Below are 25,123 nucleotides of genomic sequence, written 5' to 3' on the forward strand. Positions count from 1 at the left end.
GGGCGCTGATGAAATTCCCGACCAAAGATGAGCGCACGCCTTTTTATTTTAGGCAGACAGGCAAGCCACTGGGGAAGTGGGAGTTGGAGCACCGGCTGTCCATCCGCCGCCCCGTCAGTGAGCAAGTCGTGGAGTACGGCAACGTCTATCGCATCGATTCGACCTGCCTGGAGATCACCGATGAGTCGCAAATGCGGATACAGAACGTGGGGATGCTCTGGATAATCTGCTCGTTTGCGACGATTTTTATGTTGCTGGGAACAGTATTCTTTGCTTCCGCCCCATTCCGAGAAACTGCAGAGGTGATGGCTCGTAAAGGCAACTGGGCAGGCGTAATTCTCGGCACGACCGTTGGAATCATTGGAACTGGCTTCTTTGGCTTGTTGGCCTTCGATCCGATGCGGCGGAACATGTTCACGCTGAAACGCCGCCCGATCCGGCTGAACCGCAAGACGCGCCGCATCTACGCCATCCGCACCAAGGACCCCGGCGGCATCTGGGAGGTCCCATGGAGCGAGGACGAGTTCTTCTGCGTTGGTCACCGGCGCATGGGTGGGCTGTCGCGCGCCTATGACATGTACGACATCCGCCATTACCAGCTCGACGCGGAGGGCAACGTGGTACGTGCCTTCGTGCTCGGCCAGTTCGCGCTGACGCTGGAAGAGATCTACGCGCAATGGGAATACTACCGGCGTTACATGCAGGACGGCCCCGCCAATCTGCCTGAGCCCTATCGTTTCTGGCCGCCGCGGGAGACGTTCTGGGAGGGGTACAAGATTTGCCGGGGCGGGAAATTCTCCGGGGCTTTTTGGGCCATGATCGACTTCATATTCTCGCCTTTCGCCCTGCTCGATGCATTTGCCCGTTGGCTCGTACTGGCCACGTGCGGCGACCCGGTGTGGCCGCCCGAGATCGAGGCAGCGTGCAAGCCCACACCCAACGACCCGTATGCCCGTCCCTACGCCGACGACTATATCGGTGTCCCGAGCGGCCCGGATGCCAAACCGTCGCGCGAAGACCTGGAACGGATGTGGGCGCAGGAGCCGCAGCGCAGGCGCGAGGGCGCCCTGACCCGAGCCGAGGCGGAAGACCTGATCCGGCGGCAGACGGAGGTCACGGTATGACGCAACGGTTGCGCTTTCTGCTGGACTTCGGCTATGCCACGGGACTGCGGATCAGCGAACTGACCCAGGCCGCGTTGCGCAATGTCGAGGTTGGATGGCTTATGGGTGGTTATGGGTAGTTATGGGTTATAGATGCGCCGGGCGCCGGCCGTTGCCTGCCGAGCGCCGCCAGTGGAGTACAGCCAGCACCACTTCTGCCATGGTGACGTTTCTGCCTTCCAGCTCTTCAGCGTTCCTGCCCCTGCCGCAGAAACGGTGCCACGGCGCAGGCGACAAGCAACAGGCCCGCCATGATCACCAGTCCGTTACGCGTACTGCCGGTCGCCTGTTCGATGATGCCCATCACCGACGGTCCAATGAATCCGCCCACCAGCCCGCAGGTATTGATCAGGGCCAGTCCGCCCGCCAGCGCCACGCCCTTCAGGCGAGATGACGGGAACAGGAAGACGATCGACTGCACCACGAAGAACATCAGCGCGGTCAGCGAGAAGCCGACGAGTGCCATCACCGGGCCTGCGAAGGCGGCAGTCAGCAGGCCGGCTGCCATCACGACCAGCCCCAGGCAGAGCAGGCGGCGGCCGCGCCGTGGGGTGTTGGCATGTCGGGGCAGCCATGCGGCCCCGATGGCGGCGGCTATCCAGGGCAGGGAATTGAGCAGCCCGATTTCCACGGGCGTGAGCTTGCCGTACGTGCCGATGATGCCCGGCAGGAAGAAGATCACCGTGTAGATCGAGATCTGGTGGCAGAAGTAGATGAAGATCGCCAGCCAGACCTGCGGATCACGCATGGCGCCCAGGAACGAGTGGCCACCTTTGCCGGCGCTGGCGTCGGCGGCTTCCGCGGCCAGTCGGCTGCGGACTTCCTGCGCCTGGGCTGGCGTCAGCCATGGCGCGCTGTCGGGGCCGTCGGGCAGCTTCTTCCATACCACCGCGGCAAGGAACACCGCAGGCAGGCCTTCCAGCACGAACATCCATTGCCAGCCCTTGAAGCCCCACATGCCATCCATGCCCAGCAGCGCGCCGCCCAGCGGGCCGCTGACGATGTTGGCGATGCAGACGCCGAGCAGGAAGTAGCCCACCGCCCGCGCGCGATCCTCGCGGCCGAACCAGTACGTGAGATAGAGCATCACACCGGGAAACAGCCCTGCTTCGGCCGCGCCGAGCAGCACGCGCATGATGTAGAAGGAGGTCTCGCCCTGGACAAAGGCCATCGCCGCGGACAGCAGGCCCCACGTGACCATGATGCGCGTGATCCAGAAGCGCGCCCCGACCCGATGCATGATCAGGTTGCTCGGGATTTCCAGCAAGGCATAGCTGAGGAAGAACAGACCCGCGCCCAGGCCGTAGGCCGCGGCGGAGATGTTCAGGTCGACAGCGATGTGGGTCTTGGCGAGTGCAATGTTGGTGCGATCGAGAAAGCTGATCACATAGGACAGCACCAGCAAGGGCATGAGCTTGCGGAACAGTAGTGCGGTCAGCGGGCGGTCTGTCGGCGCGGCCAGCGGCGGCGCGCCTGAGGCGGGTACGGTCTGCATGTGCGTAGTCTCCATCGGCGGATATGGCGCCACGCCCTGGGGCCGCGTGTCAGCCGTTCTGCCTGGTTGATGTCTTCAGTGTTCGAGGGTTGGGCGGGGCCAGGCCGTGGCGGCACCGCCTGTTCAGAACGCGGTGCCTGCCGCGCCCTTGAGGTCCAGGATGTCGCGGGCTTCGTCCGGCGTGGCCACGTCGATGTTCAGGGCTTCAAGCACGGTCCGGATGCGCGTGACCTGCTCGGCGCTCGATGCCGCCAGCTGGCCCGGACCGATCCAGAGTGAGTCCTCCAGGCCAACGCGGACGTTGGCGCCCATTGCCGCGCCGATGGTCGCCAGCGGAAGCTGGCCTCGGCCGGCGCCCAGGATCGACCAGCGGAACTGATCGCCGAACAGGCGCCGGGCGGTGCGGTGCATGTGCATCAGGTCCTCGGGATCGGGGCCGATGCCGCCCAGGATGCCGAAGACGGATTGGATGAACACCGGGCCACTGACCAGGCCACGGTCAAGGAAGTGCCGCAGGTTGTACAGATGGCTGATGTCATAGCACTCGAATTCGAAGCGCGTGCCGTTGGCATTGCCGATGCGCAGGATGTTCTCGATGTCCTGGTAGGTGTTCTTGAAGATCAGGTTGCGGCTGTTCTCCAGGTGTTCGCGCTCCCAGTCGTGCTGGAATTCCTTGAAGCGGTCGAGCATCGGGAACAGGCCGAAGTTCATCGAGCCCATGTTCAGCGAGGCCAGTTCCGGCTTGAAGGTCGTGGCCGGCAGCATGCGCTCCTCCACCGTCATGTGCGGGCTGCCGCCGGTGGTGATATTGATCACGGCGTCGGTCTCGGCGCTGATCCTGGCGAGGAACGGCCGGAACAGCTCCGGGTCCTGCGACGGGCGTCCGTCCTTGGGGTCGCGGGCGTGCAGGTGCAGGATGGCGGCCCCTGCGCGCGCCGCGTCGATGGCGGCGGTTGCGATCTCGTCGGCGCTCACTGGCAGGTGGGGCGACATGCTGGGCGTGTGGATGGCGCCGGTCGGGGCGCAGGTGATGATGGCTTTGGCTCGCTTGGCCATGGTGATTCCTTGGTCGGGTGTTGTCGCGTTTTGGCGGATAGCGGGCCGCGGATATCCGGCGGCCCCCGGAATGCGCTGGTCGCGCTAGCTGAGCGCCTGGGTCAGGCCGTCCACGACCATTTCCTGGCCGTGCACATTGGCCGCCTGGTCGCTGCAGAGGAAGCGCACCATGTTGGCGATGTCGCGCATCGTCACCATGCGGCACAGTGCCGCCTGGGACGTGTAGTTGCGCGTGACTTCCTCAAGCGGCTTGCCGAGCGACTCGGCCTTCGCGGCAATGACGGCGCGGATGCGCGGGCCGTCGACCGCGCCGGGCAGCACCGTGTTGACGCGGATGCCATCCGCGCCCAGTTCAAGCGCCAGCGATTTGGTAAAGCCCACCACGGCCCATTTCGATGCGGAGTAGGCGGAACGGCCCGGCATGCCGAGATGCCCGGCAGCGGAGGACAGGTTGACGATCGACGGCGAGCGCCCCTGCCGCAGGCGCGGCACCGCCGCGCGGGCGCACAGGAACTGGCCGGTGATGTTGACGGCAAGCGTGCGCTCCCAGTCGGCCAGCGACAGGGTTTCGACACCGCCGGTCGGGCCGGCAACCCCGGCATTGTTGACCAGCACATCCAGGCCGCCAAAGGCGCCATCCACTGCCTGGAACAGCGCCTCGACGTCGCTTTCCTTCGACACGTCGGCCCTGACTGCCACCACGCCGGGCAACTCGGCGCAGACACGTTCGAGACTGCCGCCAGCCACGTCGCAAACCGCAACGCGGGCGCCCGCCTCCACAAACGCTCGTGTGATCTCCAGGCCGATTCCGTCTGCGCCAGCAGTCACCAGTACGCGTTTGCCGGCGAGCGATTCATCCTTCCACATGATTCCAATCCTCTTGGGGACAGGCGGCTGCCTGCCTTCCGGACGAAGATTAAAACTGTGATCACAGATCAAATATAGAGAATAACCCTATGTGCTATGCTTCGCGGCATGACCCTGAATGACCTTGTCACGCCCCTTGTCCGCCAGACGCTCAGCCGCGACGTCTACACGCAGCTGCGAGACCTGCTGATCAGCGGCCAGATGATGCCGGGCGAGCAGATTTCCCTGCGCAACATTGCTGCCGCGTTGAACGTCAGCGTCATGCCGGTGCGGGAAGCGGTGCATCGCCTGGTTGCCGAGCAGGCACTTGAGCTCACGCCAAACCGTGCACTGCGGGTACCGAGGATGAGCGTCAGCCAGTTCGAGGAGATCACCAAGATCCGGATCGAACTGGAGGGACTCGCCACTGCGACCGCGGCGGAGCGCATCACCGATGAGGAACTGAAGCAGGTACAGGCACTGCACCGCCGGTTTGCCGACGAGATGTCGAAGCGCAGTCCCGACGGCGCGGATGTCATCGCCGCGAACCAGGCCTTTCACTTTGCCGTGTATGCGGCGGCGCGCATGCCGATCCTGTTGCAGATGATTGAGTCGCAGTGGTTGCGCATCGGCCCGATCCTTAACCATGACCTCCGCTCCGGATCGCGCCGCGTGGAAGAGCGCGTCGCGGTCAAGCATCACGACAATCTGATCGAAGCGCTGCGCAGGCATGACAGCGCGGCGGCATGCGCGGCGCTGCGCGGGGATATCGAGAGCGCGGCGGCCTATATTGTCTCGGCGGGGGTACTGGTCAATACGGACAGGACCGAGGATGCGGCGGTCACGCTGGTGCCCTTGAAGCGGGCGGCGAAGGCGGGGCGTGCGGGGATGAAGGGCTGATCAGCGCGGCAGGCTTGAAGAAGTTCAAGGCATTCAATGAGGGGCTGACATCGATGCCGTTTTGAAGCGAGCCAACACCTCCAATGCCTGCATTCCCGCCCCCCTCAAGCCGGTGCCAACCCAATCATCCGACTAACAGTCCCCGCAGCCCGCTGCAGCGCAGGCACCATCTCCTCCCTGATCCGCGCAGGCGTAGCCTCGCCCATTGACGTAGAGATCCCAAGCGACAGCTGCCTGGACCCCACTGCAGGCAGCGGCACGGCAATCGACATCTGATTGCTTTCCGGATATTCCAGCTCGCTCCATTCGCCGACCGGCAGCGCAAGCGCCATGGCCAGGGCACTGCCCGGCGGCAGCACGCTGCCTACCCGCAAGTTCATGACCACCAGCCGGCGCCGCTCGGCCGGCGCCATTGCGCGTCCGACGATGATGACGCCTTCCGGGTTGATCTCCCCCAGGTTCGCCGTGCCGGAATACACGTCAGCCAGTTGCTGCAGGTGCTCCTGCACCGCCTCGGTCACGCCCAGGCTTTCCATCGCGGCAAATCCGATCTCGAACACGCGCGTGGTGAGCCGCCACTGGTTTGCCTCGCGCGCCACGTAGCCCTCTTCCTCCAGCGTCAGCAGGAATCGCAGCACCGTGGGGTGGGGCAAGTCCACTGCGCGTGACAGCTCGGCCAGGGTCGGACGGCCGTTCTGGCGGAACGCTTGCAGGATGGCTAGACACCTGAGGATTGATCTATTACTCTTCATCCGTTCACTACGTGTAATGTACGTTCACTAGGTGAACAATATAAACCAAGAAAGCGTGGGCGGCAAGCATTCTCGCTGCTCCACCACAGGAGACAACATGAAGCGCCCCATTCTCAGTGCCGCGCTGGCCTGCGCGGCTGCAATCATGCCCGGGCCTGCCGCCTGGGCCAGCGATGCCTGGCCGAGCAAGCCGATCAAATGGGTTGTCCCTTACCCGCCCGGTGGATCCACCGACATGCTGGCGCGCATCGTCGGCCAGAAGCTGGGGGAACGGCTCGGGCAACCCGTGGTGGTGGAGAACAAGGCAGGCGCCGGCGGCAATGTCGGCACTGACTACGTGACCAAGCAGCCGGCCGATGGCTACACCATCGTGATGGGCAATATCGGCCCCATCGCGATCAATCCCTCGCTCTATCCCGACCTGCCGTACAAGCCGGGCAAGGATCTCGCGCCGGTGACCATGCTGATGGCGGTGCCCAACCTGCTGGTCGTGAATACGGCACTGCCGGTGCAATCCGTGAAGGACCTGATCCAGTACGGCAAGCGCCAGGCTACGCCGCTGACCTATGCAACGCCGGGCGCCGGCACCTCGCTGCACCTGGCGGGCGAGCTGTTTGCCAGCACCGCCGGCGTGCGCATGACCCACGTTCCCTACAAAGGCAGCGCGCCGGGGCTGAACGACACCGTGGCGGGCCATGTTCCGGTGATGTTCGACAACATGCCGTCGGCGCTGCAGCTGGTGAAGTCCGGCAAGCTGCGCGCGCTGGCGATCACCGGGGCCCAGCGTTCGCCGCTGCTGCCCGATGTGCCCACCATGGCGGAAGCCGGCCTGCGCGGCTATGAGATTGCAGGCTGGTTCGGCGTGCTGGTGCCCGCAGCAACGCCCAAGCCCATCGTTGCCCGGCTGGATTCAGAGCTGGAAGCCGTGCTGAAGATGCCCGACGTCCGCAAGAAGATCGATGAGATGGGCGGCGTCATCTCCGGCGCCGGGCCGGAGGCGTTCGGCGTCTTTATCGATGCGGAAACGCAGAAGTGGCGCGCGCTGGTGCGCAGCGCCCACATCACCGTCCAGTAACCCACGCAGTCGCTAACACGCTTTAAGCAAGGAGAACGCAAGCCATGTCGCAATACCGTTTCATCGATGTCCAGCCCATCGCGGGCGCCCTCGGTGCGGAGATCAGTGGGGTAGACCTGTCCCAGCCGGTGCCGGACGAGACGTTCGCAGAGATCCGCTCGGCGCTGCACAACCATCAGGTCATCTTCTTTCGCGACCAGCAGTTGACGCCGGACCAGCACAAGGCGTTCAGCGCCCGCTTCGGCGATCTGCTGGAAGTGCCGTTCGTCCGCGCGCTGGAAGGCCACGCTGAAATCCTGCCGGTGATGAAGGGTAAGGCGGAGCAGACCAAACGCAACTTCGGCGGTGCCTGGCACACGGACATGAGCTATGCAGAAATCCCGCCGCTGGGGTCTGCCTTGTATGCGCGCGTGATTCCGCCCTACGGTGGCGACACCATGTGGGCCAGCATGTATCACGCTTACGACGCTCTTTCCGATGGGCTAAAGCTGGTGCTCGACAAGTTGCGCGCGGTACATAGCCCCGTGCGTTCCTATGGCGCCAGGGGCGCCGTGGTCAACAACGGCGACCCCGCCCACAAGATGGACGTGCGTACCGATGACCGCGCCAACAGCGAGGTCCTCCATCCGGTGGTGCGGGTGCATCCCGCCACGGGCAGGAAGGCGCTGTACGTCAACAGCACCTACACCATGCGCTTCGAGGGCATGACCGAAGAAGAAAGCGCGCCGCTGCTGCAATACCTCTACGCCCACGCCGCCCGCCCCGAATTCACCTGCCGCTTCCGCTGGACCCGCGGCGCGCTGGCCGTGTGGGACAACCGCTGCACGCAGCATCTGGCGATGAACGACTATGACGGCTTTGACCGCGAGCTGCATCGCACAACCATCGCCGGCGACCGCCCGGTCGGCGTGGCAGCCTGAGCGCGCCGCTGTGCGCCTGGTGCGCCCCACTCGCTCCCTTACGCTCATCAAGGAGACGCGCAATGGCAATGCAAGTTCTGCCGCAGGACGCCCCCTGCGGCGCGCTGGTCTTGGGCCTGGACCTGAAGCAGGCACTGACCGATGCGCAAGTCGCCGAGATTCGCCGGCACTGGCTTGAGCACAAGGTCCTTGCCTTCACCGACCAGGACCTGGCCATCGAGGACATCGAACGCTTCGCGTCAACGATCGGCCCGCTCGGCAGCGATCCGTATTTCACCGCCATCCCTGGCCATCCCCATGTCGCGCAAGTGCGGCGCGATGCCAACGAGCGCACGCCGATCTTTGCCGAGTCCTGGCACTCGGACTGGAGCTTCCTGGCGCAGCCACCGGCGGCTACGGTGCTATACGGCAATGTCATTCCGCCAGTGGGCGGTGACACGCTGTTCGCCGACCAGTACGCCGCCTGGGACGCGCTGCCGGCGGAACTGAAATCACTGGTGGACGGCAGGCAAGGCGTCCATTCCGCGCGGCGCGGCTATTCGCGACAGGGCGCATATGGTGAGAAGGACAAGGGACGCTCGATGGCTATCCGCTATTCGGACAGTGCGATGGCAACGCAGCTACACCCCATTGCGCGCAAGCATCCCGAAACCGGGCGCACAGCCTTGTTTGTCAGCGTGGGCTATACGATCGGCATCGATGGCATGAGCGACGAGGAGGCGGCGCCGATCCTGCGCGCGCTGTTTGAGCACCAGGCCAGGCCGGAGTTTGTGTATCGCCATCGGTGGTCGCAGGGGATGCTTGTCGTTTGGGATAACCGATGCGTGAATCATGCGGCGACTGGTGGCTATGATGGGTACGATCGCCTGTTGCACCGGATTACTGTGGAGGAGCGTGGCGATCGCGTTGGTTGACGCTCGGGGGGCTGTCATTCTTTTTTTTGTGTGCAGGGTAGGTAAAGGCTCACCGTCAATTCGACCGGTGAGCCAGCATTGTCTCAACGATGCGGATGGGTGAAGCGTTCCTCGTATGGGATCGCAAACTGGTTCATGGCAGCCTTCCAGTCATGCGTTGAACTGCCCCACTTCCCGGTGATGTTGCGCAGGGCCAGCCACAGGAGCTTGGTCGCCGCCTCATCGCTGGGGAAGTGGCCCCGCGTCTTGATGATCTTGCGCAGTTGCGCATTGATGCTCTCGATCGCGTTGGTCGTGTAGATGATCTTGCGGATCGCCGGCGGGAACGTAAAGAACGGGATCACCTGATCCCAGGCGCGGCGCCAGGACGCGGCGATCGGGGGGTACCGCTCACCCCATTGCCCTTGCTCGAAGGCCTCCAACTCGGCCAGCGCCGCCTCCGCGCTGGGGGCCGTGTACACGGGCTTGAGCGCCGCCGCCACGGCCCGGCGCTCCTTCCAGCTGGCGTATTCCAGGCTGTTGCGGATCAGATGCACGATGCAGGTCTGCAATGTCGTGTTCGGGAACACCGCGTTCAGGGCCTGCTCCATGCCCCTGAGCCCATCGGTCACCGCAATCAGGATGTCCTGCGTGCCGCGGGTCTTCAGGTCGTTGAACACCTTCATCCAGAACTTGGCGCCTTCGGTGGTCTCGATCCACAGGCCCAGGATGTCGCGGGTGCCGTCTGGCAGCACGCCCAAGGCCAGGTAGACGGCCTTGTTGCGCACCACGCCATCCTCGCGCATCTTGACCCGCAGCGCGTCGAAGAACACGACCGGATACAGCGCCTCAAGCGGGCGGGCCTGCCAGGCGGTGACCTCGTCCATCACTGCATCGGTCACCGAACTGATGAACTCGGGCGAGACTTCGGTGCCGTACTGTTCGGCCAGAAACGCCTGGATCTCGCGCACGGTCATGCCACGGGCGTACATGGCGATGATCTTGTCATCGAACCCAGTGAAGCGCCGTTCGTGCTTGGGAATCAGGATCGGATCGAAGCTGCCGTCGCGGTCGCGCGGGATGTCGACCCGCAGCGGGCCATCCTCGGTTAGAACGGTCTTGGCGCTCTTGCCGTTGCGCTGGTTGGCTGTGCCAGCCGGGCGCTCCGCGCCCGGCTGGTAGCCCAAGTGATGGCCTAGCTCGGCGCCTAGGGCCCGCTCGATCAGGGCCTTCTTGAATGCCATCGAGGCGTCCTGAACCGCTTCGGCGGTCATCGGACCCTTAACGAAATGAGCGATCAGGTCCTCGGGAATAGCCGGCAGTTCACGGCCTGCGGCTTGGCTGGTCTTCGTCTTGCGTGGCATACATGCTCCTTGGCGACATGTTATGCCCTAAACACAAAATTTCTGACAGGTCCCAGTCATGCGTTGAACTGCCCCACTTCCCGGCCATGTTTCGCAGGGCCGCGGCCCCGCTGCGGGTCATGGATATAAATTGATATGAGTCAATTTTCGGTTTCATATTCGTCAATTATTTGCCTTCATTTACATTCCGTTGAATCAACACAACGGAATGTAAATTCCCGTAAAGCTTCGGAGGCGTCCTATATCCGCCCTAAATTCCGCTTGTTATCGTCGCCCCAAACTTGGCGCGGCGAATAGCGCTACGGACGCCACGGTGTAATCGATATATGTCCGCAGCCACCAGGAATCCAGGCCGTGCTCACTCAGAAAGTCGGGAGCGCGGTCAGTGCATCACAAACAGGCAACTACAAATCAAGCTGGAACCATAGGGCGTGCCCTCGGAGCCTTGCCCTGCATCACGGCCTTGGGACTCGCCGCCGCATCAATGGCTTCGACCGCGCTGGCCGCCGGTGTCATCCCTGACGGTGGCACCGTCACCGCGGTCACGACCGGCGCCAATGGCCGCATCACCGTCGGCATCGCCAATCCCATGGGCGGTGTTTCCACCAACACCTACCGCGAGTTCAACGTCCATCGCGCCGGTGTCGATCTGGACAACAATGCCGCCCGCGCCCGCACCATCCTGAACCAGGTCACCAGCACCAACCCGTCATTGCTGGAAGGACCGCTTTCCGTGCTGGGTCAGCGCGCGAATGTGGTCATAGCGAACCCGAATGGCATATCCATCAATGGGGTGACGGTGAGCAATGCAGGGCATCTGGCTATTACCACCGGCCAGGTCAAGCCTGAGGATTTCACGCTCGACAACGGCCGGCTGCAACGCAACCTGAAGATCAGCACGGCCCAGGGCACGATTGACGTCGGTCCAGAGGGACTGTCCGGGGCATTGCTGAGCCTGGAGTTGGTTGCGAGGCAGATCCGTATCGGTGGAAAGGTGGAGAACCTGTACAGCGATCCGACCGCGCGTCTTCGCGCGGTCGCCGGCATCAGCGAGGCAGAGATCGACACGAGTCTGTCCCCCACGGACAACGATCCCAGGCAGGAGCATCCATGGATCAAATACTCCGCTCCTGCCGTCAATCCTGGCCAGGGCATCGCGCTCGACATCACCGATGCGGGCAGCCTCACTTCCGGCCGGATCGAGCTGATGGTGACCGATCAGGGCGCCGGGGTGCGCCACGCCGGTGCGGCGTATGCGACCGCGGGCGACTTTCTGGTCTCCGGCACCGGTGACCTGCAACTGGCCTCTGGCCGCATCGAGGCCAAACAGGATGTGCTGATCGGCAGCGGCGGCCTGGCTGGTGCCGGCAACATCAGTGCCGGGCGCCACCTGCAGGTCGATTCGGATCGGGTCAATCTGACGGGAAGCACGCTTGCGGCGGGTACGGGCACGGCCGGAGACCTGGTGATCGGCGCCTCGGGCCAGGTGCACAGCCAGCCGGTGCGGTTGACCGACACAACGCTTAGCGCCAGCGGCGGCATTGGTCTCTTCGATGCCGGCGCGGGAATCGCCCTGACCGGCGCCCGGGCAAATGCCGGCGGCAACCTCCTGATCAAGGGCTCGACCTTGACAACCGCTGCGGGCGCCAATCGGTCCTCGCTTACCGCTGCCGGCACGGTTGGCATCACTGCGGGCAATGCGACGCTTGTCGCGGCGGATGTTGACGGCGTGTCGGGCACGAGTGTCAACGCGGCCAACCTGACGCTGCGGGACAGCCGCCTGCAGTCCTCTGGCGCCGCCGTCGCCATCGATGCCACCGGGCGATATGCACAGACTGACAGCGATGTGCTGGCCGCCGGTGATGTGCGCCTGCACGCTGGCACCGTGGCGATCGATTCGGGCGCACGGCAATCCACGCTGATCGCCAGGGGCGGCGGTGTACTGGTGCAGGCCGATGGGGACGTGACCAGTAGCGGCGGACTGATTCAGGGCCGGACTCGCATCCTGGGCGAGCCACTGTCAGCCGGCGCCGTGACGGTGCGCGCCGGCGGGTCCGTCCTCAACACGTCGATGCCGGATTACCTGGGCATTCTCTTCGGCGCTGCCGACGATGTGGTGGTACGCGCCGGCGGCGATGTGGTCAACCGCTATGCCCGCATGCTCTCCAATGGCTACCTGGACGTGCAGGCCAGTGGCGACGTGGTCAATGCGATCACCAAGACCGACGCGGTGAACGGCGGCACGCCGAGCATTGCCAATGCGTCCGGCACGCGCTGGCTGGTGTTGAAGAAGCGCAGCAGCAGCTTCGATGTGGACTACGGCGATTCCGACCGACCCGGCCAGACGGCCTATCTGCTCTCCGACAAGGGCACAACCCTCGTTGGACGCAATGTGCTCAACACCGGCGGCGAGATCTATGCCAACAACGGCCCGATCAACATCCGCGCCATCGAGACTTTCCGCACTGAGGGCATCACCACTGGCAGCGCGCACTATTCCCGCTCTTGCCTGATTGTCTGCCGCACGTCGGCCTCGTCCACCACCGCTGTCACCGGCGGGTTGCTGTCGGCCGGCGGCGACATCGACATTACCGCGGGCAAGATGGCCGCCAACGTAGGCGGGCGCGTGCTGGCACTGGGCAATCTGAAGGTCGATGCACCCATTACCACTGCCAGCGGCGTGACCGGCTACTCGGCCATTGCCCGCGATCGCGGCTTCAAGGCCTTCTTCGGCGACACCTGGGCGCGCCTCTATGCGATGGACGTTGGCGGCAGCTGGATGGCTGCCGGGCATACGCGCATCTCCGGCGACACCGTGACAGATGGCGGCAGCTTTGACGGCGACGTGGCCATTGCCGGCGCCAGCACGGTCTCTCGCCCGCGCCAGCGCGATCCGGTCACCATCGAGAACCACCTGGGGCTCACGTCCTGGTTCTGGCGGTAAGCGATGCCCATGTACCCACGTATGCACGCAAGCGCCCGTTTCCGCCTGCTGGCCTGGGCGGCCATTGCGGTGGCCGCCCCTGCCGCACTCGCGCAGGTGCCCCCCGTCCTGCCACAACTTGCGCCCGAGGACCCTGCCCAGCGCCTCTTGCGCGAGCAACGCCAGCGTGAGCTGGAGCGCGAGGCCACGCAGCCGCCGGTGAAGATCGATACACCTATGACCATTCCGGCCGAGCAGCCGGTCGAGGCAGTGCCAGAGACCTCGGCCACGTTCGAGATCCACCGGATTGCCGTGCAGGGCAATACCGTACTGTCCGACACGGAGATCGAGGCCATCACCGGTGCATTTGTCGGGCACGCGCTCGGCACCAACCGCATCAACTTGTTGCTGCGCCGCTTCACCGAGGCCTTTGTTGCTCGCGGCTACATCACGACCCGTGCTTACCTGGGCGAACAGAACCTGGCCAGCGGCGTGCTGGTGGTGACCGTCGTCCCGGGCAAGATCGAATCGATTCGCCTGAATGACCGCGCGATCCGGCCGTCCGAGGCGAGCCTGTTCGACACCGTCGGCGGCGGCTGGCTGACCGATGCGGGCACCGGCTGGCAGTTCCCCGCGCCGGGCGACACCTTGCGCTTGCCGGACCTGGAGCAAGGGGTTGATCAACTCAACCGCCTGCGCCGCAACCGGGCCGAGTTGCAGATCCTGCCGGGGCAGACGCCGGGCAGTTCCGTCGTGGCGCTCGCCAACCAGCCCGGCGATCGCTTCCGCTTCAATGCGGGCGTCGACAACTACGGCAGCAAGAGCACAGGCATCTCGCGCACGCGCCTCGGCATCGATGCCGACAATGCACTGGGGTTCCAGGAAGCCCTGTCCGGCAGCTACGTTGGCACCGTCGATACCAACGCCGCGATCATCTCGGCGGCGGTGCCGTTCGGCTACCACACCGTCAGCTACACCGGCTCGGTCTCCGAATACCAGAACGCGATCGGCGACACCGCCCTGCTCTATGGCCGCACCTTCGGCCACACCCTTGGCTGGAATTATGTGCTCACGCGCAGTCAGGCCGGAAGGCAGGCGTTCGACGTGACCGTGACCCGCCGCAAGAGCGAGCGCGAGATCAATAACCTGCAGCTCGATCCACAGAGGCTCACCGTACTGCGCGCGGCCTGGAGCGGGCTGCGGCGCTTTGCGGCCAACGGTCAGCCTGGCTATGGCACGGCCGAGTTCGGTGTCTCGCGCGGGTTGCCATCAGCCAATGCCACGCGCGATCCCGCCGACATCCGGCCCGACGAGGCCCACGCGCAGTTCACCAAGCTGGATGGCAATGCCACGCTGCAACTGCCCTTGCCTCGGGCGTTCGACAGGGCGCTATTGGCGTGGCGGACCCAGCTGGTCGGGCAGTGGACCAATGTGGCGCTGTTTGGCTCGGAGCAGATCTTTGCCGGCGGCATGAGCACGGTGCGGGGCTTTCGTGAAGGCGTGATCGCGGGCGATCGCGGCGCCTACCTGCGCAATGAGCTCGTCTGGGCCAACGCGCCGGCGCTGGCTGGCATCCGCATGGAGCCGTATCTGTTTATCGACGGCGGCCGCACCCAATACGTCGCCACGCGCCGCTGGCAGTCCGTGGCTGGCACTGGTGCCGGCGTGCGCCTGTCGGCCAGATGGGCGCGCCAGACCTTCAGCAGCGAGCTGCTCGTCGGCGTGCCGCTCGCCCAACCCAACTACCTCGGATCTAAGCGGGCGTTGCTGCTGGCAACGCTCAACTGGTCGTACTAACAAGGACATTCCAATGGAAACCAACTTCGCACGTCTCGTCGCCACCACGGCGCTCGCATTCGGCCTGCACACCGCTTACGCGGCCTCGGTCAACGGTGTCGCCATTCCCGACACGCAGGTTGAGACCGTGCTGCAGCAATCGGGCCTGCCCGACACGCCGCAGGCGCGTAACGCAATCAAGCAACAGCTGATCGCGCGCGAGCTGTTCCGGCAGGAGGCGGCCAGGGACAAGGGGCTGGAATCCCGACCAGAGGTACAGCAGGCACTGCGCGACGCAAAAGCCGAGATTCTTACGCAAGCCTGGCTGAAGGACCACATCAAGCCGGCTCCGGTGACCGACGCGCAGGTACGCGAGCGCTACGACACGATCGTCGCGAGCCTTGGCGAGAAGGAGTACAAGGCGCGCCTGATCGAGGTGGCCGATCCGGCCGCCGCGAATGCAGCCCTTACACGCATCAAGGGCGGTGAAGACTTCGCCAAGGTGGCTCAGGCGGTGAGCATCGCCCCGTCAAAGGCCAGCGGCGGCGCCATGGACTGGGTCAGCTTCAAGCTGCCCGTGCAGGAAGGCCAGACGCAGAACCTGCCGTTGCCGATCGCCCAGGCCATTGCCAGCCTGCCGGCCGGTGCCGTGAGCGCCGAGCCTGTTGCCTGGAACAACCGCAGCTTCCTGGTGAAGGTCGACGAGGCGCGTCCGACCCAGGTGCCCGCCTACGACACGGTCAAGCCCGGCATTCAGCAGGCGTTGCAGGCACAGGCGCTCGAGCGCGCCACCGCCGCGTTGGTCACCCAACTGCTGGCCAAGGCAAAGATCACCCAGTGACCGGCCAGTAGAGCGCGGGCAACGCCAGCCGCCACCCCGACGCCATACCAACAAGCCGTCAAGCATCGTCAGGATTTGCCATGTATCGCGACCGCCAGGCCACGCTGTTCCCTGCCACCTCGAGGGGCTTCCCCGCTGTTTATGCGATGCCGGCAGGCCTGCCGTCTGCCGAGCCGGCCGCAGTGTCGCTGGCGGACCGCGGCCGCCGCAGCATGCTGGCGCGGGGGCTGGCCGGCCTGGTGGCGGTGGTGATGTGGGTCGGCCCGGTGCAGGTCAGCCTGCAGCAGGCCAGACAAGCCGCCGGCGTGCTCGCGGCCGGGGCGGTGGCAACAGATGCGCTGGCGGTGCATAGCGGCGCGGTGCGCCAGGGGCTGCTGCGCTGGGCCTTTGCCCATCTGCCGGTCACAGTGAGCTTTGGCCCGGTGGCGGCCTATGCCGCGCCCATTACCGATCCGAACGCGCCGGTGCGCTTTACGCCATCGATCGGCGCGACTTCCGGGCCCGGCGCGCCTGCGGGTGGCGTCCCCACCGTGACAATCACGACGCCCAATGCCCAGGGCATCTCGCTGAACCAGTATCGCGCGTTCGTGGTGGACCCGGTCGGCCTGATCATGAACAACAGCACCACCGGGGGCGGCACCTTCCTTGGTGGCCAGGTCGGCGCGAACCCGAACCTGGCCACCAGCGGCCCGGCGAACCTGATCATCAACCAGGTCACCAGCCAGACCCCGGCACAGATCAATGGCACGGTGGAAGTCTTCGGGGCGCCTGCCGGGCTTGTCGTTGCCGCACCCGGCGGTGTCTATACCAGCGGGGCCGGCTTTACGAACACCACGCAGGTCACACTTACGACCGGCACGCCACAATGGCTCTCCAGTGCTGGCGCGGCGACCAGCTTCGACGCCGCGGCTGCCGCGGGCTTCCTTGTGGAGGGCGGACGCGTGCAGATCGCCAATCCCGCCCCAGGCAATCCGAATGGCGTTGGCATCGAGGGGACCGTCGGCAATATCAACCTGATCGCCGATACGATCGGGGTCGATGCCGCGCTGTACGCGGGCAACCAGATCAATCTCGTGGCCGGGCGACAGATTGTGGCGCCGGTCAACGGCACGTTCACCACCACGGCCACCGGCCCGAATCACGCCGCCAGCAACACGACCGTCACCGATGGCCTCGCCATCGATGCCACGGCCTTCGGCGCGATGACCGCCGGCCAGATCCGGATCATCAGTACCGCTGCCGGGCTGGGCGTGCGCGCAGACGGCAATCTCGCGGCGTCGGCTAACCATCTCACCATCGATTCGGCCGGCAACCTCAAGGTGGGCAACACCTATGCCAGGCAGGCGGTGGCGCTCAACGCCGCAGGCGATGTCACAGCCACGGGCAACGGCCAGGGCGAAGGCGGCTACACGGTCAACGCTGGCCGGGATGCGACGCTTGGCGGTACGCTGGAATCCGGCAAGGGCGTCACCGTCTCTGCGGGCGGTTCGATCAACGGCGCGGGTAGCGTGAAGGCGCAGGAAGCCGTGAAGCTTGCCGCGGGCGGCAGCGTCGATGTGGGCGGTGCCGTTTCCGGTAGCCAGATCACGGTCTCGGCCACGGGTGACGACGGCCTTGGCGACATCCGCCTGGGCGGCGACGTCACCTCGCCCGGCGCGATCCAGCTCAACGCGGCGCGCGATACCACCATCGACGGCAGTGCGGTGTCTGCCGGTGACCTGAACCTCTCCGGCCGGCGCAATCTCACCATCAACGGCGCAGCGGGCAGTACCGGCGGCAATGTAGCGCTGACCGGCATCACCGGCAGCGTGACCACAACTGGCAATGTGGTGTCGCCCGGAACGCTGACCGTGTCGGCGGGCACCGACGCGGATCTCGGCGGCAAGGTCTTGGCCACCGGCCCCATCCAGGTTACGGCGCAGGCCGGGAGCATCACGACCAGCGGCGAGATCGGCAGCAACCACGACCTGACCCTGACCGCTGCGCAGCACGTGACTGTGGGCGGCAAGGCCCAGAGCGCGGGTGCCGCGACCATCACGGCCTCGGATGGCAGCGCCAACATCCACGGCGCACTGACCGCCGACGGCGATGCCACCATCACGGCGGGGCAGGACGCCAACATAGCCGGGAGCATCTCCAGCCGCGGCAACACCGCGATCCGCGCCACCGGCGGGTCTGCTTCGGTCGGCGGTGCGCTCGTGAGCATCGGCGATGCCTCAGTGACTGCGGGCCGGAACGCCACGCTTACCGGCAGCGTGCAGGCCGGTGGCAACCTGAGCGCGAGCGCGGGGCAGACACTCAGCGTGGCTGGCCTCGACTGGGTCGGCGGTGACGCGATCCTGCGCGGCGCCGATATCAAAGTGGGTTCCGCGCCGGAGACGGCGAACGCCATCAAGGGCACGTTCGACGCATCGGCCACCAACGGCCTGACGCTGGCTGGAGACACCCAGGCGGCCAACTTGAAGCTGGCAGGCGCCACCATTGCGAATCAGGGCACAGCCGTCGCAGTGCAGCAGTTGCGGATCGATGGCGGCACGGTCTCGAATACCGGAACGCTGACAGGTAACGTGGCCAGCGTCACGGCTGCGGATCTGACAAACCGCGGGACGCTCGGCGCCCAGGCCGTCACGGTGAATGCCACCAACGGCCTGGACAATGCGAAAGGCCTGCTGGTCGGTGCGCAAAGCCTGAACGTCACGACCGCGGCGCTTGCCAGCAACCAGGGCGGAACCGTCTTTGCCGGCGACCTTTCCGGCAAAAGCCCGACCACGGGCGATCTGACCTTCACGGTCACCGGGGCCGACGGCAGCTTCCATAACGCTGCCGGACAGCTGCTTGCGGGCAACGACCTGACCCTCAACACCCCGAACCAGACCTTCGACCCGTCGGGGGCGGCCACCGGGACGCTCAACGCCAACGGCGTTCTGACGCTCGCCGCGCTGGCGATCCGCAATACGGGCACGTGGGATGTGCCTGGCACCAGCGTCGTACTTTCAGCGAGCCAGGGCATCACGAACACCGGCACGATCCAGAAGGCAGGCGACCTGACACTGGCCACCGGCGGCGCGCTGGACAACAGCGGCCAGATCGTGGGTGGCAGCAATGTCTCGCTGTCGGCGGGCAACCTGAGCAACACCGGCGTAATCCATGCCAATAGTGGCCTGACGCTCGCCGGCAACGTCGCCAACGCAGGGACTGTCGAGGCCCTGGGCAAAGTGGTGGTGACCGGCGGCGACTACGACAACCGCGGCGGCACGACGCAGGCCGGCGGCGATCTGCGCTTCGACATCAGTGGCACGCTCAACAACCTCGGCAGTGTGCTGGGCGCCAAGGGCAACGTGCACATCGCTGCCGCTTCGGTCATCAATGACCGGACGGCCCCGGTCGACGCGGGCAGCACTACCGGCAAGGTCACGAACGATGCATTGCTGTCTTCGACCATCATCGGTAGCTACCAGCCATGGCTGGCCGGAGGCAACTGCGACACCTGCGCGGCCTATGATCTTGGCCCGACGCAGCCGATCACGCTTGCCGATGTACTGCGCGAGCCCGATGGCAGCGTACCGTTGGCATTTGGTCCGGAGCGAATCTATGTCGGGGCCGAGGGCTCGGCTTCGGAAGGCTATTACTGGCACCTTCTGCCTGCCAACATCGATCCGGCGGCGGTGCCATACCTGGCCAGCCTGCCCGGCATTGCTGGCGTGCCGACCGTCGATCGCACCATCGTCAGCCAGACCGACGGCACCGCCGGCCAGATCATCAGCGGCGGCAGCCTCGACCTCAGCGCAGCGTCGCTCTCCAACAAGGGGGGCATCATCTCGGCGTCCAGGGATGTCACGCTCAAGGTGGACAGCCTCGACAACGGCCGTTCGGCCACGCTGGTGAGCAGCGTGGCCGACACCGTCAATCAGGGGGAGTTGTCTGCCTTCCTGGCACAACTGCGCAATTACGCTGAAACCCGTTCCGGGCCGAAGTTTTCGGAGTCGGGTCCGCTGGTCTTCGGCTTGCCGCCCAGCATGGACGGCTGCGACAGCTGCCCGGCGCCGCCTCCGTGGTCGCCGGTCAGCCTGGCAACTGGCACTAGTGGCGCCCTGACCCAGTCCACCGCCAGCTATCAACTGGGCAAGGCTGGCCAGATCCTGGCCGGGGGTGACCTGAGCCTGGCAGGCAGCGGGGATCTGACCAATGCCGGGGATTTTGCCGCAGTGGGCACGGTCACGATCACGACACCAGGCACCTTTACCAACCAAGGGGCCTACAGTGCCAAAGTGAAGAGCACACCCGGCTGCGTGGCGGGCGCCCCTGACTGCCCGGGCGACTACAACCCGCGCGTGGATACGATCGCGTGGCAGCAGAACCCAAGCACCATCGCAGCGGGCCAGTCTCTGACCGTCAACGCCGCGAGCATCGAGAACCTGAATGGTACGCTGGCCGCGCAGGGCGATGTCACGCTCAAGGCCACCAGCACCGTGACCAACCAGTCAGGCGCTATTCAGTCGCTGCAGGGCGATGTGTCGATCACCGCGCCGACCCTGGTCAACAAGACCATGGACCCGGTCAAGCTGCACAAGAGCTACGGCGGGCAAAACCCGTCCTATGCCTCCGGCTGCAACCCTGGCGGCACCTACGGCAACAGTCAGTGCGGGGCGGACGAGGACACAGCCGCGGGCCCGGCCGGGGTGATTCAGGCCGCCCGTGATGTCTATCTGTCTGGCACCAGCCTGACCAACAAGGGATCCCTGATCGCCGCCGGGCGCGATGCCACGGTCAGCATGACCGGCCCGGTCGACAACAGCAGCATTGCGCTTAACGCCGATTGGGTGGGACGCTGGCAGGAGAAACGCAGATTCGGCGACCGCTGGCACGACACTAGCGGCACAGCCGCAATCGGCAGTCTGGAATCGGGCATCCAGGCAGGCAATACGCTGTCCGTCAGTTCGGCTGGCCGGGTGCTGAATACTGGCAACCTGATGGGCGCGACGGTCGACCTGACCGGTGCCGCGCTGGTGAACGGCTACACCAGCGCTACCCAGCCGACGCCGCCATCCACCACCCCGAAGCAGGTCATTCCGCTGGGACCCGCGCCGGTGCCGGCCGGCTCGCTGCCGCCGGGCACGCCCGTGGCCGACCCGACCCAGCCCTGGCAGTTCAATCCGGTCATCGTAGTCACGCCCAACGACCCGACCACGCCTGGGGCCGCAGCGGTGAACTGGCATTTCAATGCCAACCTACGCGGCAACCCCGTGACCGGGCCAACGGCCAACAGCGATCGGGTGCAATACGTGAGCCTGAGCCCGGCGACGGCAGTGCTCGCCGGCGTGACGCCGGACAGCCTGCTCAAGCAACTGCCGCCGGAGCTCCGCCCGGGCAATCTGTCGTTCTACTACGACCCCTACACCGAGGGCCAGAAGCTGCAGCAGGCTGCGTTACAGCAGACCGGCCAGGCCACCTTCATCAACGGCCTCGCCTGGGACAACAAATACCAGCTCTCCGTGACCGACCAGCAAAAGCTGGTGCTCTACAAGAATGCGGCGGAATACGCCAAGGAGCACAGCATCGCGCTGGGCACGGCGCTCACGCAGCAGCAAATCAACGAACTCGACAAGCCGCTGCTCTGGTATGTGCAACAGGCGGTGCCTGATCCGAGCTGCAACAGCGTCGCGAGCACGGTGTGCCCGAGCGTCATTGCGCTGGTACCGCAGGTCTATCTCCCCGATGGCTATGCGCAGTTGCTGACCCAGCCGACCGGCGGCACCATCGCCGGCGACAACGTCAGCCTCGACTTTGCGGGACAGATCCGCAACAGCGGCCAGGTCATGGCCGGCGACACCCTCAAGGTGAAGGCCGGCAGTATCGACAACTCACCTAACGTGGTCGACATCGGCACCTCGGCCTACCGAGTACAGGGTGGCTGGAATGTAGTCACCGGCACGGTGGTGCAGTCAGGCGGGTTCATGACCGCGATGCACATGGACATCGAGGCCGACAGCATTAACGCGGTCAACGATGCATTCCGCGTGATGCGCGCTGACGGCAGCGTGGATGCGGATGCCACCAAGGCGCTGGTGGCCGAGCTCAAAGCCAACCTCGGGCTGAACTATACCGAGGGCACGGTCAGCGATGACATCCATCAGGAGTTCATCAAGGAGAAGAAGGGGTTTGGGCCGCTGGGGCAGATCGTGGCGATGGTGGCGGCCGTGGCGCTTGCAGTGGTGACCGCTGGCGCCGCGGCGGCTGCCGTGGCTACGGCACAGTTGGCCGCAGCCGAGGCTGGTATGGCCGCATTGATTGCTACGGGATCCTTCGCGGAAGCGGCAGCTGCCGGCGGGATTCTGGCGAGTTCGGTATTTGCAGCCGGAGGTATGGCAAACCTGGCCATTGCCGGGGCCTTAGGCAGTATTGCTTCCAGCACGGCCATTCAGCTTGGCATGACTGGCAAGATCAAGCTCGATAAGTTGGTGACTGCAGGTATCGCAGGGGCAGTGACCGGGGGTCTAACTGGATACTTTGGGTCCAAGTACGGCGTTGAACGGCTGCTCACGTCTGGCGCCGCCGGTTGCGGCGCGGCTGCGATACAAGGGGGCGACTGTAGGTCGGGGGCAATGACGGGCTTTGCGACGGCTGCTGTCGCATGGGCGGCAGATGCGATGCGCCAGGACCAAATTGAGTCTTCGCGGCGATTCAGCGGCGTCTTCGATACTAGGGATGAAAATGGAAGACTGGTGTCGAACGATACTGGGCCTAGTTCTGGCATTGACGGAGACGGTGTGAAGCTTGCCGGAACGCGCGTTAGCGCTGACGATTTGCGAAAGTATGGAACCGTTGTTGAGAGACCGGATGGCGCTTGGGACTTTACCGGAACTGGAATCAACCCGGACACGAATGACAAATGGACTCTGATCGAAGCCCTAAATAAGGAGGGAGGTCTAACCGGCGGATTCCAAGGGCTATCAGGTACCCTCGCTGAGAACCCCTATCCTCCCGGTACATTCAGGGACAAGCTGTTGGAGTCATTTGCTGGGCCACATGACTATCTAGGGAGTTTGACTGCATACGATAGTTTAGGAAATCTAAAGGAAGGGATGACAAGATTTCAGCGAATGATGTTCGAACTCCAGACTGATATCGACATCCCACTGGCAGCGCCGTTCGCTGGAGTGACATTGCTCAATCAATACGGCCTGGACTGGTCTGCATTTCGCAATCAGAGCCAGCAATCGAAGGATGCAAAATGAGTGGAGTGAAATTCGTCGTTCTCCTGTTAGCCATCGCCTGTTCGGGCTGCTTCCACTCTCCCCCAAACTATCCCGGTGCGGGCGGTGAGAACATCGACCCATCTCACCATGTTGATGCAGCATGCCCTGATTTGACTGGTCAGTATGAGGGGAGAGGAGAGCTTCTGGACGGTGATGCCACTGCGCAAGGCTGGGCAAGAACTAGGCGCTTAGACAATGTATTCCCATTTGTGAGTGCGGAAGAGGTGTCTGCAATTGACAAGGCTTCTAAGTCTGAGGCGGGACGATTCCAATACCCAAAATATGGAGAAGTGTCACGGCTCAGTGAGCGTAGCTTTCAAAGTAGATTCACATACCCCAACGGAAAATCTGAAATTCAGCGGTTCTCCTTTGAAGACAAGAAGCGCTTCGTTTGTACTGGGGCTGAGGGAAAGATAGCCTGGGGTGGCTCGAGCAAGGGTGGTCGTTCCGAGTTCGGGCCGAATACATCCGATTCAATGGCTATGCTTTACTTCGACGAGAGTGGCGATCTCATCTATGAGAAGTCCACGCAGATTCACATGAGCATATTGCTTGGCGCTATTCCAACTGGGACGACCAAACACTTTGCAAGATATCGGTTCAAGCGAATCCGATGAAGGGCGGCCTTTTACATCCCCATTGGATCGCGAAGGATAGCCGAGTAGTCATAAATCCGATAAGAAGGACGGAATCGCTATCATCCTTCCAATAAATGTGCCGATGAACCCAGAAATGACAACGGATCCGAATCAGTACACGACTATCGAGTCTTTACTTCGTCAGGCGCTGGCGCAAGTAGGTGACCGAATACCAAGTGTGGACAGGTTGGACATCTCCGAATGTTTAGATCACGGAGAGTATGGAGTCGCCTACGAGTTATTGGTCTTCGTGATCGACAGGCAGCACATAAATTGGCCTGAGTCATTGAGAGAAGCTGGCATTGTGATGGGCTTGCGTACTAAATAAAGATGGCAATGCTATTTCTAGATGGATGCATAGGAGATAAAGATGTCTGCCAGATCAGATCCGCGGCTGCCAAAGTCAGGGGATGAGACGGTCGGCCAGTTTTTTTCAATCAGGCACTGCATCCAACAGATGAAAAAATGACGCGAGCTAAGTTGTGTATCGTGGTAATGACGCTTGGTTGCGTTGCTTGTCTTCATTCCCCGCCGAATTACCCCGGCGCCGGAGGCAATAATCTCGATCCGGCTGAGTACGCAGCCGTAGAATGCCCGAATTTAAGTGGGCGGTATCAAGGGATTGGTGAACTCGTAGAAGGGGATGCAACAGCACAACAAGCAGCGCGGAAATGGCGACTTTCAAACGTCTTTCCCTTTCGGGACAATCATCAAGCGCGGGAGGTGCTAGCTGCGTCCCGATCAAGCGAGGGCCGGTACGCCTCCCCTACTTACGCAATCGTGACAATGGCAAGCCGTATTGCAAAACTCAATTTGCGTTATGAGAATGGAAAGTCGATTGAGTATGTTTCATCCTTTGAAGACAAGGGGAGATTTGTATGCACTGGTGCGAATGGAATAATTTCGTGGGGAGGGGCAAGCGACGGCGGGCGATCTGAGTATGGACCAAATCGCTCCACCTCGGTCGTCACACTGTATTTAGATCCTTCTGGAGACCTCATTCTTGAACGAGGTATGCAAGTCCACATGAGCCTGAGAATAGGACTGGTTCCTACTGGAACAGCCAAGTACTTTGCCATCTATCGATTTAAAAGGTTGCCGGATTGAGGGCAACTGAACCGCCCCGGATTTTGAGGAGGCTCCAATCTTTGAGAGAATGGAGCCATGAGGAAGTCAGTGAAGTTTTCCCCCGAGGTCCGCGAGCGCGCCGTGCGCATGGTGTTCG

Annotated in this window: 16 protein-coding genes; 11 read left to right on the forward strand and 5 right to left on the reverse strand. The window is 63.9% G+C overall.

The window, feature by feature from the left end; all coding sequences use genetic code 11:
• Window positions 1-8: 8 nt before the first annotated feature.
• The gene (locus tag AC3WRR_RS32535) at window positions 9-1,124 is read left to right on the forward strand and encodes a DUF6708 domain-containing protein (RefSeq protein ID WP_011614303.1); all 1,116 of its coding nucleotides are present in this window, start codon (window positions 9-11) and stop codon (window positions 1,122-1,124) included.
• The gene (locus tag AC3WRR_RS32540; RefSeq protein WP_255266302.1) at window positions 1,121-1,243 is read left to right on the forward strand and encodes a hypothetical protein; all 123 of its coding nucleotides are present in this window, start codon (window positions 1,121-1,123) and stop codon (window positions 1,241-1,243) included. Before AC3WRR_RS32535 ends, AC3WRR_RS32540 begins: the two co-directional genes overlap by 4 nt.
• Before the next feature lie 107 nt (window positions 1,244-1,350).
• On the opposite strand, the gene AC3WRR_RS32545 is transcribed toward AC3WRR_RS32540, so the two are convergent.
• The 3 genes from AC3WRR_RS32545 to AC3WRR_RS32555 form a co-directional block, all read right to left on the reverse strand.
• Complete coding sequence (locus AC3WRR_RS32545; RefSeq protein WP_058697450.1) at window positions 1,351-2,658, reverse strand: MFS transporter; 1,308 nt, start codon at window positions 2,656-2,658, stop codon at window positions 1,351-1,353.
• A gap of 123 nt (window positions 2,659-2,781) precedes the next feature.
• Window positions 2,782-3,714: a 3,5-dioxohexanoate:acetyl-CoA acetone transferase gene (gene kce / locus AC3WRR_RS32550; RefSeq protein WP_058697451.1), complete on the reverse strand. Its 933-nt coding sequence runs from the start codon at window positions 3,712-3,714 to the stop codon at window positions 2,782-2,784.
• A gap of 84 nt (window positions 3,715-3,798) precedes the next feature.
• The gene (locus AC3WRR_RS32555) at window positions 3,799-4,581 is read right to left on the reverse strand and encodes an SDR family oxidoreductase (RefSeq protein WP_011614306.1); all 783 of its coding nucleotides are present in this window, start codon (window positions 4,579-4,581) and stop codon (window positions 3,799-3,801) included.
• 96 nt (window positions 4,582-4,677) lie between these two features.
• Here AC3WRR_RS32555 and AC3WRR_RS32560 point away from each other — a divergent pair, with 96 nt between their 5' ends.
• Window positions 4,678-5,460: a GntR family transcriptional regulator gene (locus tag AC3WRR_RS32560; protein ID WP_454751153.1), complete on the forward strand. Its 783-nt coding sequence runs from the start codon at window positions 4,678-4,680 to the stop codon at window positions 5,458-5,460.
• Window positions 5,461-5,564: 104 nt separating this feature from the next.
• Here the strand turns inward: AC3WRR_RS32560 and AC3WRR_RS32565 are convergent, their stop codons facing one another.
• A complete protein-coding gene (locus AC3WRR_RS32565; protein ID WP_010811402.1) occupies window positions 5,565-6,212 on the reverse strand; it encodes an IclR family transcriptional regulator in 648 nt (215 codons plus the stop codon).
• 97 nt (window positions 6,213-6,309) lie between these two features.
• On the opposite strand from AC3WRR_RS32565, the gene AC3WRR_RS32570 reads away from it, so the two are divergent.
• The 3 genes from AC3WRR_RS32570 to AC3WRR_RS32580 all read left to right on the forward strand — a co-directional run bounded on the left by AC3WRR_RS32570 (window position 6,310) and on the right by AC3WRR_RS32580 (window position 9,121).
• Entirely contained in the window at window positions 6,310-7,287 is a 978-nt protein-coding gene (locus AC3WRR_RS32570; RefSeq protein ID WP_011614308.1) for a Bug family tripartite tricarboxylate transporter substrate binding protein, read from the forward strand.
• A gap of 44 nt (window positions 7,288-7,331) precedes the next feature.
• Window positions 7,332-8,207 (forward strand): TauD/TfdA dioxygenase family protein, encoded by an 876-nt coding sequence (locus AC3WRR_RS32575; RefSeq protein WP_010811404.1) that lies wholly within the window; start codon window positions 7,332-7,334, stop codon window positions 8,205-8,207.
• Window positions 8,208-8,275: 68 nt separating this feature from the next.
• Entirely contained in the window at window positions 8,276-9,121 is an 846-nt protein-coding gene (locus AC3WRR_RS32580) for a TauD/TfdA dioxygenase family protein (protein ID WP_492299175.1), read from the forward strand.
• An 83-nt stretch (window positions 9,122-9,204) separates the two neighbouring features.
• Here AC3WRR_RS32580 and AC3WRR_RS32585 read toward each other — a convergent pair whose 3' ends face one another.
• On the reverse strand, window positions 9,205-10,464 hold the full coding sequence (locus AC3WRR_RS32585) for an IS256 family transposase (RefSeq protein ID WP_492299177.1): 1,260 nt from the start codon (window positions 10,462-10,464) through the stop codon (window positions 9,205-9,207).
• A 484-nt stretch (window positions 10,465-10,948) separates the two neighbouring features.
• On the opposite strand from AC3WRR_RS32585, the gene AC3WRR_RS32590 reads away from it, so the two are divergent.
• The 5 genes from AC3WRR_RS32590 (at window position 10,949) to AC3WRR_RS32610 (ending at window position 23,877) form a co-directional block, all read left to right on the forward strand.
• Window positions 10,949-13,408: a filamentous hemagglutinin N-terminal domain-containing protein gene (locus AC3WRR_RS32590; protein WP_492299178.1), complete on the forward strand. Its 2,460-nt coding sequence runs from the start codon at window positions 10,949-10,951 to the stop codon at window positions 13,406-13,408.
• Between the two features lie 9 nt (window positions 13,409-13,417).
• On the forward strand, window positions 13,418-15,184 hold the full coding sequence (locus AC3WRR_RS32595; protein ID WP_492299180.1) for a ShlB/FhaC/HecB family hemolysin secretion/activation protein: 1,767 nt from the start codon (window positions 13,418-13,420) through the stop codon (window positions 15,182-15,184).
• 13 nt (window positions 15,185-15,197) lie between these two features.
• Window positions 15,198-16,004, forward strand: a complete 807-nt coding sequence (locus tag AC3WRR_RS32600) for a peptidylprolyl isomerase (RefSeq protein ID WP_492299182.1) — start codon at window positions 15,198-15,200, stop codon at window positions 16,002-16,004.
• 80 nt (window positions 16,005-16,084) lie between these two features.
• Window positions 16,085-23,239, forward strand: a complete 7,155-nt coding sequence (locus tag AC3WRR_RS32605; protein WP_492299183.1) for a beta strand repeat-containing protein — start codon at window positions 16,085-16,087, stop codon at window positions 23,237-23,239.
• On the forward strand, window positions 23,236-23,877 hold the full coding sequence (locus AC3WRR_RS32610; protein WP_492299185.1) for a hypothetical protein: 642 nt from the start codon (window positions 23,236-23,238) through the stop codon (window positions 23,875-23,877). Before AC3WRR_RS32605 ends, AC3WRR_RS32610 begins: the two co-directional genes overlap by 4 nt.
• Window positions 23,878-25,123: the final 1,246 nt, after the last annotated feature.

This window comes from Cupriavidus sp. FW305-3-2-15-C-LB2 (assembly GCF_058787575.1).

What these genes read in the sequence shown, in the direction of transcription:
- AC3WRR_RS32535 (WP_011614303.1), top strand. Translation starts at nt 9, where the DNA reads ATGAAATTCCCGACCAAAGATGAGCGCACGCCTTTTTATTTTAGGCAG.
- AC3WRR_RS32540 (WP_255266302.1), top strand. Translation starts at nt 1,121, where the DNA reads ATGACGCAACGGTTGCGCTTTCTGCTGGACTTCGGCTATGCCACGGGA.
- AC3WRR_RS32545 (WP_058697450.1), bottom strand. Translation starts at nt 2,658, where the DNA reads ATGCAGACCGTACCCGCCTCAGGCGCGCCGCCGCTGGCCGCGCCGACA.
- kce (WP_058697451.1), bottom strand. Translation starts at nt 3,714, where the DNA reads ATGGCCAAGCGAGCCAAAGCCATCATCACCTGCGCCCCGACCGGCGCC.
- AC3WRR_RS32555 (WP_011614306.1), bottom strand. Translation starts at nt 4,581, where the DNA reads ATGTGGAAGGATGAATCGCTCGCCGGCAAACGCGTACTGGTGACTGCT.
- AC3WRR_RS32560 (WP_454751153.1), top strand. Translation starts at nt 4,678, where the DNA reads ATGCTTCGCGGCATGACCCTGAATGACCTTGTCACGCCCCTTGTCCGC.
- AC3WRR_RS32565 (WP_010811402.1), bottom strand. Translation starts at nt 6,212, where the DNA reads ATGAAGAGTAATAGATCAATCCTCAGGTGTCTAGCCATCCTGCAAGCG.
- AC3WRR_RS32570 (WP_011614308.1), top strand. Translation starts at nt 6,310, where the DNA reads ATGAAGCGCCCCATTCTCAGTGCCGCGCTGGCCTGCGCGGCTGCAATC.
- AC3WRR_RS32575 (WP_010811404.1), top strand. Translation starts at nt 7,332, where the DNA reads ATGTCGCAATACCGTTTCATCGATGTCCAGCCCATCGCGGGCGCCCTC.
- AC3WRR_RS32580 (WP_492299175.1), top strand. Translation starts at nt 8,276, where the DNA reads ATGCAAGTTCTGCCGCAGGACGCCCCCTGCGGCGCGCTGGTCTTGGGC.
- AC3WRR_RS32585 (WP_492299177.1), bottom strand. Translation starts at nt 10,464, where the DNA reads ATGCCACGCAAGACGAAGACCAGCCAAGCCGCAGGCCGTGAACTGCCG.
- AC3WRR_RS32590 (WP_492299178.1), top strand. Translation starts at nt 10,949, where the DNA reads ATGGCTTCGACCGCGCTGGCCGCCGGTGTCATCCCTGACGGTGGCACC.
- AC3WRR_RS32595 (WP_492299180.1), top strand. Translation starts at nt 13,418, where the DNA reads ATGTACCCACGTATGCACGCAAGCGCCCGTTTCCGCCTGCTGGCCTGG.
- AC3WRR_RS32600 (WP_492299182.1), top strand. Translation starts at nt 15,198, where the DNA reads ATGGAAACCAACTTCGCACGTCTCGTCGCCACCACGGCGCTCGCATTC.
- AC3WRR_RS32605 (WP_492299183.1), top strand. Translation starts at nt 16,085, where the DNA reads ATGTATCGCGACCGCCAGGCCACGCTGTTCCCTGCCACCTCGAGGGGC.
- AC3WRR_RS32610 (WP_492299185.1), top strand. Translation starts at nt 23,236, where the DNA reads ATGAGTGGAGTGAAATTCGTCGTTCTCCTGTTAGCCATCGCCTGTTCG.